Source organism: Actinopolymorpha sp. B17G11 (assembly GCF_040196095.1).
GTDB lineage: Bacteria > Actinomycetota > Actinomycetes > Propionibacteriales > Actinopolymorphaceae > Thermasporomyces.
Genome location: NZ_JBEFTW010000017.1, coordinates 93,340 through 106,416 on the forward strand (window position 1 = coordinate 93,340; position 13,077 = coordinate 106,416).

Genomic DNA, 13,077 nt, shown 5'->3' on the forward strand with positions numbered 1-13,077 from the left:
TCGTGGGGAATGATCACCCAAGCGTGATCATTCCGGCCAAACCGCGGTCGCGGCTGGCTTTGCCCTTGCGAGGGCCCGGCGTCGAGGAGGTGGTCGCAGGTGAAACCTGCTTATCCCTGCAGTACCAGCGTCCTCCGACGCCGATCTGAGCTCGCGCGCTAGCAGGCGGTCGACGCCCTGACATCCGCGCGAGGCTGACCGCCGACACGAGCCCGGTTCGATCTCGTCTGGTCCAGAGCGGCCTCGGAGGACCTCCGCCGCCCACCTTCGCATCGTGGGCGCCTTCATTGCCGTTTCCGCCGACGAGGAGGTCAGTCGACCATGGCAGCATCGAGCACATCTGTCCGTCCTGGGAGAAACGCCGTGCTCGCAGGGCGCCGCGCCCGCGCGATGATGCGTGCGATCCGCCGCCGATCCCTGCCCGACCGGCTCGTCGTACCGTCCGCTGACGCAGGGGCGACGACGACCAGTCCCGAACAGGCGATCGTCGACTGGGCGTTCTACCGCGACGGCAAGCGCCAGGACGACGTCACGTCGTACGCCGAGGGGGTACGCCGGGCACGGCAGGGTGGCGGCTTCGTCTGGATCGGTCTCTTCGAGCCGACCGAGAGCCAGCTGGCCGGCCTCGCCGACGAGTTCGACCTGCATCCCCTGGCGGTCGAGGATGCGGTGACCGCGCACCAGCGACCGAAGCTCGAACGCTACGACGACTCCCTGTTCGCGGTGTTCAAGACCGTGCGCTACGCGCCACAGGGCCAGGTCGCCACGTCTGGCGAACTGGTGGAGACCGGTGAGGTGATGGCGTTCGTCGGTGCGGAGTTCGTGGTGACGGTCCGACACGGTGACCACAGTGAGCTGGGGCAGGTACGCCGCCAACTCCAGGACAACCCCGAGCACCTGGCGCACGGTCCGTCCACTGTGCTCCACGCCGTGGCCGACCGGGTGGTCGACGACTACCTGGCGGCGGTCGACCGGTTGCAGGACGACATCGACGAGCTGGAGATCTCGGTCTTCTCGGCGCGTGGCGCCCGTGACGTCGGCCGGGTCTACCAGCTCAAGCGGCAGGTCCTCGAGCTCAAGCGGGCCGTCGCGCCGTTGACGGTACCGTTGCGCCACCTTGCCGAGCGGCCGCTGCGGTTGGTGGCGCCGGACATCAGGGAGTACTTCCGCGACGTCGAGGACCACCTCACCCGGGTCCGCGAGCAGGTCGCCGCCTTCGACGAGTTGTTGACGTCGATCCTGCAGGCGAGCCTCGCTCAACTCACGGTCGCAGAGAACGAGGACATGCGGAAGATCTCGGCGTGGGTGGCGATCCTGGCGGTGCCGACCATGATCGCGGGGATCTACGGCATGAACTTCACCCACCTACCAGGGGCCGATTCGCGGTTCGGCTATCCGGCGGTCCTGCTGGTGACGCTCGTCATCTGTGTGACGTTGCACCGCTACTTCAAGCGCAACGGCTGGCTCTGAAGCCCTCGGGTCCGGCTGCCCGACGCTATCGCTCGGCCGTTTCATGATCAGGTGTCACGAATGGCTGGTTGCCGAGCCGAGAAGCTGCCATTCGTGACGCATGATCACGGCCGCGGCGTCGCCCAGCTGTCTTGACATCGAATGACCTCGCCCGAATACTCGATGCAGAGTATTCGGTGCAACAGGGCGATGAACCGGTCGGCCACCTCCACGGCCCACCGCGCGCCGCGACTGACCCACCACCGCACCGGCACGGCCCGAGGACCGGGCCCGAGGCAAGGAGGACCGGATGACGAGGCGCAAGGTGTCCAACCCCCTCGCCCTCGCCGTGCTGTCCCTGCTGCTCGAGCGCCCCATGCATCCGTACGAGATGTCGCGCACGCTCCGGGAACGCAACAAGGAAGGCAGCATCAAGCTCAACTACGGCTCGCTCTACTCGGTCGTCGACAAACTGGTGGCCCATGGCCTGATCGAGCCGCAGAAGACGGTCCGCGACGGCCGACGGCCCGAACGCACGGTCTACGGCGCGACCAGCGCCGGCCGGGCCGAGTTCGAGGACTGGCTGGCCGAGCTCCTGGCCATTCCCGTGAAGGAGTTCTCACAGTTCGAGGCCGGCCTCTCCCTTCTCCCGGGCCTCCCGCCCGAAGAGGTGGTCGACCTGCTCGACCAGCGCTGCGTCCAGCTCGAGCACTCCCTCGCTTCCTCCGAGGCCATCCTGAAGGCCAGCGCACCGTCGCTGCCGCGCTTGTTCTGGATCGAGTGGGACTACGTACGCACCCATCTCGAGACCGACCTGCACTGGACCAGGAAGCTCGTCGGCGAAATCCGCGACGGTTCGTTCGACGGCCTCGCAGATTGGCGTGCGTTCCACACCGACCACACCTCGCCCGACCTCGCCGATCCGGCCCGCGACGTACCGGCCGACGACACACGAGGCAGTGACACACGGGGTGGGGGCGGTGCAGACAAGGACACGACCGCCGACGTCCCACAACGGAAGGCCTCCGGCCGGAAAGGGAGGCTCAAGAGCGTCTGAGACCAGAGCAGCGCCAACACACGAAGGCCCTGACGCAGGTGCGGCAACACCTGGGCCAGGGCCGAGATCTCCACATCGTTCCGGTCCGTACGAACGAACCCTCGCGACCCGAAGACCGCACTTCCCACCTTAGGCCGTGTCTCACGTGCCCAGCCGCGAGGACCGCTCGCCGGACCGGACCGTCCCAGTAGGTAGTCCCATGGGAGGTTCACCGCCGCATGTCCAGCACGACCACCACCACGTCCCCGCCCGGCGGGGCGCCGCCGAGCCGAGACGGCTTCGCCATCGAGGCCCGCGACCTGTCCAAGACCTACGCCGGAAAGGTTCGCGCTCTGACCGGCCTGAGCGTCTCGGTCGGAGCCGGCACGGTCTTCGCGCTGCTCGGCCCGAACGGCGCCGGCAAGTCGACGACCGTCAAGATCCTCACCACGCTGACCCGACCGGACGCCGGAACCGCCACAGTCGCCGGTCACGACGTGCTTCGGCACCCCGACGCCGTACGCCGGTCGATCGGCTACGTCTCGCAGAAGCCGCAGTTCGATCCCGAGGCGACAGGGAGCGAGAACCTCTACCTGCAGGGGCGGTTGTACGGCGTACCACGCAAACAGCTCAGAACCCTGGCTCGTGCCCTTCTGGAACGGTTCGGGCTCGGTGACGCCGCACATCGGCCGGCGCGTACGTACTCAGGTGGGATGCAACGCAAGCTTGACGTCGCGCTCGCCCTCGTCCATACACCGAAGGTTCTGTTCCTCGACGAGCCGACGACCGGACTCGACCCGCACGCGCGCGCCGACATGTGGCAGGAGATCAGCCGATTGGCGAGCGACGACGGACTGACCATTCTGCTGACGACGCACTACCTGGACGAGGCCGACCAGCTCGCCCACGAGGTGGCGATCGTGGACCGCGGTGCGATCGTGGCCCAGGACAGCCCCGAACGACTGAAGAGTGAGCTGCGCGGCGACGCGATCCTCGTTGAGTTTGCGCAACCCGCGGTTGACAGCGAGATCGCCGCCGCCCTCGGCCGCCTCGACGGCATCCGCGAGATCAGCGTGGACGGTGCCAGCGTCCGCGCGCGGGCCGATCAAGGGGCACGGGCAGTGCCCGCCGTCCTCGCCACCCTCGAAGCGACCGGGGTCGGCGTCGCGTCGGTCACGGTCGCCCGACCGTCGCTCGACGACGTGTACCTGAGGTACGCAGGACGGCGGTTCGACGAGCGGGACGGCCAGCTGAGCAACGGATCCGCCACGCACCACACCGAGGAGGTCGGCCGATGAGTGTCCCGATGGCTGCCACGTTCGTCCAGGCTGGAAACCTCACCCTTCGGGAGATCCGGGCACTGCTGCGGCAGCCGCTGTACATCGCGGTGGCGCTGATCCAGCCCCTTGTGTGGCTGCTGCTGTTCGGCCAACTCTTCAAGCGGGTCGTGGAGATTCCAGGATTCGCCGGCGGTTCGTACATCACCTTCATGACGCCCGGGATCGTCGTCATGACGGCGCTTTTCACCAGTGCGTGGACGGGCATGGGCCTGATCGACGACATGGAACGCGGGGTCATGAACCGGTTCCTCGTCTCGCCGACCAGCAGGGGCGCGATCCTCGCCGGCAAGATGGCCCATCTCGCGGCCAGCCTTGCGATCCAGGTGCTCATCGTCGTCGGCATCGGCCTAGCGATGGGTGCGCGCTACCCGGGTGGGGTGGCCGGCGTGCTCGTGACCGTCTGCGTCGCGGTGTTGCTCGCCGTGGGCTTCGGTTCGTTCTCCAGCGCGGTCGCGTTGCTCGTACGCCGGCGCGAGTCGCTCATCGCGGCGTCGCAGTTCCTGGTGCTGCCGATGTCATTCCTGTCCTCGACGCTGATGGCGAAGGAGATCGCGCCGGAGTGGATCCAGCGGGCGGCCACCTTCAATCCCGTCGACTGGGCGGCCACAGCCAGTCGTGGGGCGTTGTCGGCCGATCCGGAGTGGGGTGCCGTGCTACTGCACTGTGGGTACCTGGCGGTGTTCGCGGGAGCGCTCGGATTCCTTGCCACGCGGGCGTTTCGTTCGTACCACCGCTCGGTGTAGGTGGCGCTCGGTGTAGGTGGCGCTCGGTGTAGGTCGCGCTCGGTTGTAGGTGGCGGCTCTTCCATGATCATGAAGGGAAACCGGCGTATACGCCGACAAAACATTCATGATCACGATCATGATCACGGGGTGGTGAGGGCCGTGGACATCGCGCAGTGACTCGGCCTCGTCGCGTAGTGCGTCGAGTGCGGCCCGCACGCCAGCTTCGGCAGTGCCCCGCGTCGCTCACGAGGTCGACCAGACCCTGGTAGTCACCGAGCGCGGCGATGGCGTCGCGGACCCGGTGATGGATCGTCTCGGACTGGACCGCGGCATCGACGGCGAGGAGCATCTGGTCGACCCGCTGCACCGCTTCGGCGTACCGGTGGACCGCCTGGATCCGGCGGGCGATGGCGGCCTCGGCCGTACGCACCGCCGCGGCGTGCTCGGGCAGGCCACCTCCGGTCTCGCCCAGCAGCCGCCTCGCCGCCGCCAACTGGACCAGCGCGTTCGCGATCCGCCACTGTTCACCGCCGAGCAGCGCGACACCGTCACCGAGTTGGCCGTCCCGTTGCGCACGGGAGCCGGCGACCAGGAGGACTGCGTCGACCACCTCGCGCATCGCCCGCCGATCCTTCTCGTGCAGGTCCTGGCCGGGGATGATCACCTGCGGGCGAACCTCGGCGTCGTCGCGTTGCCCGTTGACGTGCCGCCGAACCTGCCAGGCGACATGACCGACTGCCGGGGCGCCCAGCAGGAGCATCACGGCCCGCGCCACCAGATCGATGTTCGGCTGCAGGACGAGAAAGAGCCAGAGCAGCCCAAAGCACACGACGAAGACGACCCCGACGGCGTTGACCCGCTCGGTCGTATGAGTGAGCCACCGCTGCGCCGACCGCCAGACGCGGACCCGATCGGTATGAGTGATGTCAGGGGGAACAAGAATGTCGCGGCCCTCACGACGGATGACGCCTGCCGAGGACGGGATGGCGAGCCGAGTCCCGTCGGTCGGGTCCTCCGCCAGGAAACGCCGCCAGCGCGACCGGGCCGCATCTCCCCCACTTCCGGGTCCGGTCCTCGGCGTCGGCGGAGTGGTGCCGTACCCATCCATGGCGGCAGGGTAGCCGCCCGGATCACCATGTGGGAGCCTCGTGCACGTGGCAGCACAGCACCAGCCCTCGCCCGAGGTCCTTCGTGCACTCGTGGAAGAGTCGACCCGCAAGTCCTCGGTCATCTGGCTGCGCTACGGCGACGAGGTACGTGCGCGGCCGGCCTGGCACGTCTGGCACGACGGCGCCGCCTACGTCGTCACCGCCGGCCCGGAGGCAGACCGCCAGCAGGGGCGGCTGGGCGAGGTCGAGCAGCACCTTCCCGGACTCGCCGAAGCGGAGACCGCCACGGTGACCTGCCGGGCGAAGGACAGCCGTGCCCGCCTCGTCACCTGGCGGGCCCGCGTCGGACACCTCACTCCGCGTACGCCGGAATGGGAGGGCGCGGCGGCCGCGCTCGCGGGCGACCGGCTCAACGCGACCGACGCCGCCCACCTGCTCGAACGCTGGAGTGCGTCCGACACGATCCTTCGGCTCACCCCGACCGGCGAGGTCCTCGAAGGACCGGGCCGGATGCCCACCGACGACACGGCCGTTCCGCCACCGGACAGTCCCGCAACCACGACCGGGCGCCTCCCGTGGGTCGTGCACAAGCGGGCGCGGGGACGTCCGCGCCTGTCCTGAGCACGCCACGCCATCCCCTGTAGCCCCCGCTGGGCGCTTTCTTCGCGCGAGCAAGTACGCAGGTCAGCGACCGGGTTAGCCTGACCAGGGCGAGGTGGTACGCCGAAGCCGAAGGGGGCGCAGGTATCGTGAGCGGAACCCCGAGCAGAGTGTTCCTCGCGAGGCTGGCGTCAACGGCCGTCTTCGACCCGCGCGGCGACCAGGTGGGAAAACTCCGCGACGTCGTGGTGACGCTGCGCCCGCAGGGCCGAGCGCCGCGGGTGCTCGGCCTGGTCGTCGAGGTTCTCGGCCGGCGGCGCATCTTCGTCCCCATGACGCGGGTCCTGGGGATCGACGTCGGCCGCATCGTCACCACCGGGCTCATCAACATGCGGCGCTTCCAGCAGCGCCCGACCGAGACGCTGGCGCTCGGCGAGCTGCTCGACAAGACGGTGACGCTGCGCGAGACCGCCGAGGATGTCACCGTCTTCGACCTCGGCATGGAGCAGGCCAGGACACGGGACTGGCTGATCACCAAGGTGGCGATCCGTAAGCCGGCCAAGCGCTTCGGTCGGCGCGGGCAGACCCTGGTTGTCGACGTCGACGCCGTGACCGGGCTCAGCCTGCCCGAGGAGGACCAGGGCGCGACCCATCTGCTGGCGACGTTCGAGTCGATGCGGGCCGCCGACCTGGCGAGCGTTCTGCACGACCTGCCGCCGAAACGCCGCGCCGAGGTGGCCGCCGCACTCGCCGACGAACGCCTCGCCGACGTGCTGGAGGAGCTGCCGGAGGAGGACCAGGTGGAGATCCTCCGCGGCCTCGACGTCGAACGCGCCGCCGACGTCATCGAGGAGATGTCTCCCGACGACGCCGCCGACCTGGTGGCCGAACTGCCGCAGGAGACGGCGGAGCACCTGCTCACCCTGATGGAGCCCAAGGAGGCCGAGGACGTCCGCCGCCTCCTGACCTACGAAGAACACACCGCCGGCGGGCTCATGACCAGCGTGCCGGTCATCCTGCCGCCCGACGCCACGGTCGCCGAGGCACTCGCCCGGGTCCGCAACCCCGACCTCACCCCGGCCCTGGCCGCACAGGTGTACGTATGCCGGCCCCCGCTCGAGGTGCCCACCGGGCGGTGGCTCGGCGTCGGACACCTCCAGCGGCTGCTCCGGGAGCCACCGTCCGCACTCGTCTCCGGCGTCATCGACACCGAACTCGAGCCGCTGTCGCCGGAGGCCTCGCTGCAGGACGTGACCGGCTACCTCGCGACGTACAACCTGGTGGCTGCCCCGATCGTCGACGAGTCCGGCCGGCTTCTCGGCGCCGTCTCCGTCGACGACGTGCTCGACCACCTGCTGCCAGAGGACTGGCGGGAACGGTTCGCAGAGGTGAACCGTGGCTCATGACCCGTGGTCGGGCGACAGCCCTGGCACCGGCCCGCACTCGCGGCGGTTGGACATCCCGCGCCAGCCTGGCCGGACGTTCCGCCCGCGCTACGACCCGGAGATCTTCGGACGCTTCGCCGAAGGCTTCGCGCGGTTCATGGGCACCGCCCGCTTCCTTGCGTACATGACGGCGTTCGTCATCGTGTGGGTGACCGCCAACCTGGTGGGGATCTTCGGGCTGCACTGGGACCCGTATCCGTTCATCCTGCTGAACCTGTTCTTCTCCACCCAGGCGTCCTACGCCGCACCGCTCATCCTGCTCGCGCAGAACCGGCAGGAGGCCCGCGACCGCGTGCAGTACGACCAGGACCGCGACATGAACATCCGCACCCGCGCCGACATGGAGTTCCTGGCCCGCGAGGTGGCGTCCCTTCGCCTCGCGATGAACGAGGTCGCGACCCGTGACTACCTGCGTTCAGAGCTGCGTTCGCTCCTGGCCGAGCTCGACGAACGCGCCGTGCGCGGTGCCCGCCCGGAACAACGCGGCGACGGCCCGTAGCATCGGGGTATGACAAGCCTGCCCACCCAGGAGCAGATCCAGGCCGCCCTGGCCGGCGTGAACGACCCCGAGATCCGTCGGCCGATCACCGAGCTCGGCATGGTGCGGTCCGCCGAGGTACGCCCGGACGGCACGGCCGTCACCACGGTGCTCCTCACCGTCGCCGGCTGTCCCATGCGGGAGACCTTGACCCGGGACGTCACCAATGCGCTGTCCGCCCTGCCCGGGGTGAAGGACGTCCAGGTGACCCTCGACGTGATGTCGGACCAGCAGCGCCAGGAGCTGCAGGGGCGGCTCCGGGGGTCCGCTCAGGCGAAGGAGAACCCGTTCGCGCGGGCTGACTCGCTCACTCGGATCTACGCCGTGGCGTCGGGCAAGGGCGGCGTCGGCAAGTCGTCGCTCACGGTCAACCTCGCGGTATCGATGGCGAGCCAGGGGCTCAAGGTCGGCCTGCTCGACGCCGACGTCTACGGCCACTCCGTCCCGTCGATGCTGGGGATCGCCGACCTGCGGCCCACGCGGGTCGAGGACATGATCATGCCGGTCCCTGCGTACGACGTGAAGGTGATGAGCATCGGCATGCTCAAGCCGGGCCGCCAGCACGTCGTCGCCTGGCGTGGTCCGATGCTCGACCGCGCACTGGGGCAGATGCTCGCCGACGTGTTCTGGGGCGACCTCGACGTGCTGCTGCTCGACCTGCCGCCGGGCACCGGGGACATGGCGATTTCGGTGGGCCAGCAACTCACCAACGCGGACGTCGTGGTGGTGACCACGCCGCAGGAGGCCGCGGCCGAGGTTGCCGAACGCGCCGGCACGATCGCGTCGATGCTGCACCAGAAGGTGGTCGGCGTGGTGGAGAACATGTCGTGGCTGCCGTGCCCGCACTGCGGTCCGAACCACCGGATCGACGTCTTCGGCACGGGTGGCGGCACCCGCGTGGCCGCGACCTTGAGCGAACGCCTGGGCTACGACGTTCCACTGCTGGGTGAGGTGCCCCTCGACCCGCGGTTGCGGACGGGTGGTGACTCCGGCGTCCCTGTGGTGCTGGACCAGCCCGATGCCGCCGCCTCCGAGGTCCTGCACGGTCTGGCGAAGGAGCTCGCCGACCGTCGGCCAAGCCTGGTGGGGCGTTCCCTCACCATCACGCCGACTTCGCGGTAAGGCGGCTGCGGCGGCGCACCGGGCGCAAATGACCACGCTGAGCAGGCCGGTGGCAATCAAACAGGCACCGACACCTATTCCACGTGGCACTCACATGGGCAGCGTGGTCATTGCCCGGCACTCACATGGGCAGCGTGGTCATTGGCCGAGGCGGCCGGAAACTCAGGTGGCTTCGGTGTCGAACGGCGGGACGGTGACCGGCCTGTGATCGGCGCCCGTCTGGGACTCGACCTCGGCGTCCGCCTCGGGCGCGGGTGCCGTGTCGACGAGCGTGTCGGTGCCCTCGGCTCCGGCATCCACGCCTTCGGGGGTCGCCACCGTCACATCGCCGTCGCTCGTCCCGCTCTTGCTCGTCGTCCCTGAGCCGTTCGTCGACCCGTTGACCTTGGACGTGGTGGACTTCGCTGGCTTGTCGTCGACACGGAGGTCGTCGCGGATGTCGAGATCGCGGTCGATCCGCAGGTCGTCCTCGTCGAGATCGTCGAGCACATGCTTGCGAACGAAGTTCCGCGGGTTGAGATCGCGGATGTCCAGGTCCTCGAACTCCGGCCCCAGCTCGCGACTCAGCTCCCGCCGGGCGTTGGCCGCCATGTTGCGGACCTGGCGGAGGCCACGAGCGGCCTGCCGGGCAATGTCGGGCAGCCGGTCGGGCCCGAAGATGAACAGCGCGGCAACAGCCAGCACGACGAACTCCAGGGCACCGATGTCGAACACGGGCCCAGCGTAACCCTCCCGTCCAGGTGACGGCCGGGCACGGCAGGCCAGGTCCTCCCCCGGCCAGTCCAGGAGCCCGGCACCGGCTCAGGCGACGGCGCCCTGACCGCTAGCCGGTTTCCTTGCCGAGAGTGACGATCGCCTTACGTTCCTTGCCGCCGCGTTCGTACACCATCTCCACCCGCTGGCCTGGTACGTAGCTGCGGATCTGCACGATCAGGTCGTCCGCCCCGGTGACCTTGTGCCCGTTGATCACCGTCACCAGGTCGCCTCGCGCGAGACCGGCGTTCGCTGCGGCACTGTCCGGCTGGATGTCGCCGAGGCGGGCGCCGGGACCCTCATGGCGTACGTCGACCACGGCACCGACCACTGGGTAGACCGCGTGGCCGGTACGGATGATCTGGTCGGCGGTCCGCCGCGCCTGGTTCGTGGGAATGGAGAAGCCGAGGCCGATGCTGCCCTGCTGCTCCCCGCCGCTGAACGGTTCCTGGTCGCCGACGGTCGCGATTGCGGAGTTGACCCCGATCACCTCGGCCTTGAGGTTGACCAGCGGACCGCCCGAGTTGCCCGGGTTGACCGCGGCGTCGGTCTGCAGCGCGTTGATGAACGACATCTCCGACTCCGCCCCGCCAGCGGTCACCGGGCGGTTCCGGGCGCTCACGATCCCGGTGGTGACGGTGCCCGTGAGGCCCAGCGGCGAGCCGAGGGCGACGACAGGTTCACCGACCCGTACCCGGTCGGAGTCGCCGAGTGCCACGGGCTTGAGGTTCTCCACGTCCTTCACGCGGACCACCGCCAGGTCGTACGCCGGACTCCGCCCGACGATCTGGCCCGGGACCTCCTCGCCACCGTGCAGCGACACCTTGATCGTGCCGCCGCTCGCGGCCGGCGCGACCACGTGGTTGTTGGTGAGGATGTAGCCGTCCTTGCGGATCACGAAGCCCGACCCGCTGGCGCTGCCCGGTCCGCCGGTGGCCTTGATCTGAACCACACTCGGGAGCAGGGCCTGCGCGACGGTGGCGACGTTCTCCGGCTTCGGAAACGCCTTGCCCTCCGCGCCGAGGTCGTCCTCGCTCGCCGGCGCGTCGGTCGAGATGAGCGCCGGGCCGAACTGCAGGGTCGCGAGGACACCCGCCGTCCCACCGAGAGCGGCGGCGACCAGGGCGATCGTGACCGCCAGCGCGACCAGGACCGCACGCCGCGGATAGCGCCCGAACCACGGCTCCTTCGCCTGGACTGGACTGGCGGCAGGCACCCCGAAGGCCCGGTTGGCCGGTCCCGCACCGTTGTGGCTGCCGCCCGGGACAGGTCGTGCCCACGGCGGCGGCGGCTCGAAGTCGGGACGCTCAGCCGGGAAGTGCTGCACCCATCCGGCCCGCTGCGCGGGGACCTGCTGGGTGGTGGAAGCCGATCCGCTCGGCGGAGTAGCGACCGCCTCCCCGTTGCCCGGGGCGGCGGAGGCCTCGTCGCGAGGACCTTCCGGACGATCACGTCGCTCGGTCATCTAGCCCCGCCCTTTCCCCTTGTCACACCCCGATGTGGCACCGGACCGCAGGCGTCAACCGTTATTCGAAGGGATTCAACCAGGAGACCATCCGGGACATCCCCCGGTCCAGCCGTTGTGCAAGGCCGGTCCCATCTCGCGTGGGATCACTGTGCGGAAACGCCCCAACCACGGCATCCACGGCATCAGGCGTATCGCACACCGCGGTGTAAACCAGGTCGTCATGCGCCCAGACCGCGTACGACGACAGACCGTATCGCACGTAGATCTTCGCCCGGTCCACCCGGATCTCCGCAAAGCCGTCGAGCGCGGACCCGTCAAGCCGACCCCGCTGTTGGAACACCGAGGCGCCGCTGAGGCCGTCGGAGTACGAAAGATGCAGGGTGGCGCCGGCGTCGGTCGTACGTACGTCATAGAGCCCGAGCCCACCGGGAAGGCGCCGGTCGCAGCAGTCCCAGCCCCGGTCTGCGAGGACGGCGTAGGAGCGTGGAGGGACCACGTCGGCCGGCTCGCTGGCGAGTGCCGGCGGCAGGCCTGAGCGGGTCACGCGTGCGCCGATCCTCGCCGTGACGAACCCACTGGCGCGGGTGATGACGCCGTGGCGGGTGAACACCTCGCGGCGGAGCAGCAAGCCGGTTGCCTCGTCGATCCAGAACTTCGCGGCAATCGAACCGTCGTGCCGGCGGGCGGCCACCACGGTCGCCTCGCGGTGCGCCGCGGTCGCCGCACCGGCGAGCTGGACGGAGTACGCACGGGCGAGTGCGACGACGCTGACCGCCTGCGCGTCGACCGCCGCAGGCGCCGGGCTCGGCTCGATCCCGCGCGTCGCCGACCCTGTGGGGGCCGGCGAGCGACCCGCCGGGGTGGCGGTGGACGAGGGCTCGGCGCTGCCGGGTCGACCGCGGGCCACGAGAGCCGCGTCCGCGCCACGGTCGTCCGCCGCGTGGCCCCGGTCCGGTGCGCCGCGCTTGCCGCCCACGGTGTCGCGGTGGATCCGGACGACGGTGCCACGCCCCGGAATGTTGGTGACGTCGACGAGCTCGGACATGCTGCCCTTCGCCGTAGCGCCCGCGGCCTCGGTCCATACCGCGATGAACTTCGTGCCGGTGTAGGCGGTCGTCCACTCGGCTCGCGTGGCCCGGCGAAGCGCCGCCAGGGCTTCGGGGTGGTCCCGGGCCGCTGGGACCGTATCGCCTTCGCCGGCGACTGACCTGCCTCCTGGCCCGCGATTGTTCGTACCTTCCGTCGCCGGAGGCACGGCCAGGCCGGTCGCAGCTCCGCTGGTGAGAAGGACTCCGGCCAAGACGACGAACGCCACGAACCTCACAGGTGCCGCGCGTCGAGGACCGCGCCGCGGCGACTGGTCAGTGCTGTCGACATCGCTGTCGACATCGCTGTCGACATCGCTGCCGGCTCTCAGGCCGCTTTCACTGCCGATGCCGCCTTCAGAGGTCAGGCCGCCATCACCGTCCACGCCGCTTTCACTGTCCACGCC

At 69.6% G+C, this 13,077-nt stretch carries 12 protein-coding genes; 8 read left to right on the forward strand and 4 right to left on the reverse strand.

Annotation, left to right across the window (positions count from 1 at the left end; translation table 11 throughout):
- Positions 1-363: 363 nt before the first annotated feature.
- The 4 genes from ABN028_RS18575 to ABN028_RS18590 all read left to right on the forward strand — a co-directional run bounded on the left by ABN028_RS18575 (position 364) and on the right by ABN028_RS18590 (position 4,568).
- Positions 364-1,470, forward strand: a complete 1,107-nt coding sequence (locus ABN028_RS18575; RefSeq protein ID WP_349697418.1) for a magnesium and cobalt transport protein CorA — start codon at positions 364-366, stop codon at positions 1,468-1,470.
- Between the two features lie 289 nt (positions 1,471-1,759).
- Positions 1,760-2,506, forward strand: coding sequence for a PadR family transcriptional regulator (locus ABN028_RS18580; protein ID WP_349697419.1), 747 nt, complete (start codon positions 1,760-1,762; stop codon positions 2,504-2,506).
- 218 nt (positions 2,507-2,724) lie between these two features.
- Complete coding sequence (locus tag ABN028_RS18585; RefSeq protein ID WP_349329837.1) at positions 2,725-3,783, forward strand: ATP-binding cassette domain-containing protein; 1,059 nt, start codon at positions 2,725-2,727, stop codon at positions 3,781-3,783.
- Entirely contained in the window at positions 3,780-4,568 is a 789-nt protein-coding gene (locus ABN028_RS18590) for an ABC transporter permease (RefSeq protein ID WP_349329838.1), read from the forward strand. The genes ABN028_RS18585 and ABN028_RS18590 overlap by 4 nt, the downstream gene beginning before the upstream one ends.
- Positions 4,569-4,635: 67 nt before the next feature.
- Here the strand turns inward: ABN028_RS18590 and ABN028_RS18595 are convergent, their stop codons facing one another.
- Positions 4,636-5,658, reverse strand: coding sequence for a hypothetical protein (locus ABN028_RS18595; RefSeq protein ID WP_349697420.1), 1,023 nt, complete (start codon positions 5,656-5,658; stop codon positions 4,636-4,638).
- 46 nt (positions 5,659-5,704) lie between these two features.
- Between ABN028_RS18595 and ABN028_RS18600 the strand changes: the two genes are divergently transcribed.
- The 4 genes from ABN028_RS18600 (at position 5,705) to ABN028_RS18615 (ending at position 9,364) form a co-directional block, all read left to right on the forward strand.
- Positions 5,705-6,280, forward strand: coding sequence for a hypothetical protein (locus ABN028_RS18600; protein ID WP_349697421.1), 576 nt, complete (start codon positions 5,705-5,707; stop codon positions 6,278-6,280).
- A 128-nt stretch (positions 6,281-6,408) separates the two neighbouring features.
- Positions 6,409-7,665 carry a magnesium transporter MgtE N-terminal domain-containing protein gene (locus ABN028_RS18605; protein WP_349329841.1) on the forward strand — a complete coding sequence of 419 codons (1,257 nt, stop codon included), beginning with the start codon at positions 6,409-6,411 and terminating at the stop codon, positions 7,663-7,665.
- Complete coding sequence (locus ABN028_RS18610) at positions 7,655-8,203, forward strand: DUF1003 domain-containing protein (RefSeq protein WP_349697422.1); 549 nt, start codon at positions 7,655-7,657, stop codon at positions 8,201-8,203. The genes ABN028_RS18605 and ABN028_RS18610 overlap by 11 nt, the downstream gene beginning before the upstream one ends.
- A gap of 9 nt (positions 8,204-8,212) precedes the next feature.
- A complete protein-coding gene (locus ABN028_RS18615) occupies positions 8,213-9,364 on the forward strand; it encodes an Mrp/NBP35 family ATP-binding protein (RefSeq protein ID WP_349329843.1) in 1,152 nt (383 codons plus the stop codon).
- Between the two features lie 162 nt (positions 9,365-9,526).
- Here ABN028_RS18615 and ABN028_RS18620 read toward each other — a convergent pair whose 3' ends face one another.
- From ABN028_RS18620 to ABN028_RS18630, 3 genes are all read right to left on the reverse strand, one after another.
- Positions 9,527-10,078, reverse strand: a complete 552-nt coding sequence (locus tag ABN028_RS18620; protein WP_349329844.1) for a sec-independent translocase — start codon at positions 10,076-10,078, stop codon at positions 9,527-9,529.
- A gap of 109 nt (positions 10,079-10,187) precedes the next feature.
- Positions 10,188-11,582 carry a S1C family serine protease gene (locus ABN028_RS18625; protein ID WP_349697423.1) on the reverse strand — a complete coding sequence of 465 codons (1,395 nt, stop codon included), beginning with the start codon at positions 11,580-11,582 and terminating at the stop codon, positions 10,188-10,190.
- A 61-nt stretch (positions 11,583-11,643) separates the two neighbouring features.
- Positions 11,644-13,074 carry a sigma-E factor regulatory protein RseB domain-containing protein gene (locus tag ABN028_RS18630; protein WP_349697424.1) on the reverse strand — a complete coding sequence of 477 codons (1,431 nt, stop codon included), beginning with the start codon at positions 13,072-13,074 and terminating at the stop codon, positions 11,644-11,646.
- Positions 13,075-13,077: the final 3 nt, after the last annotated feature.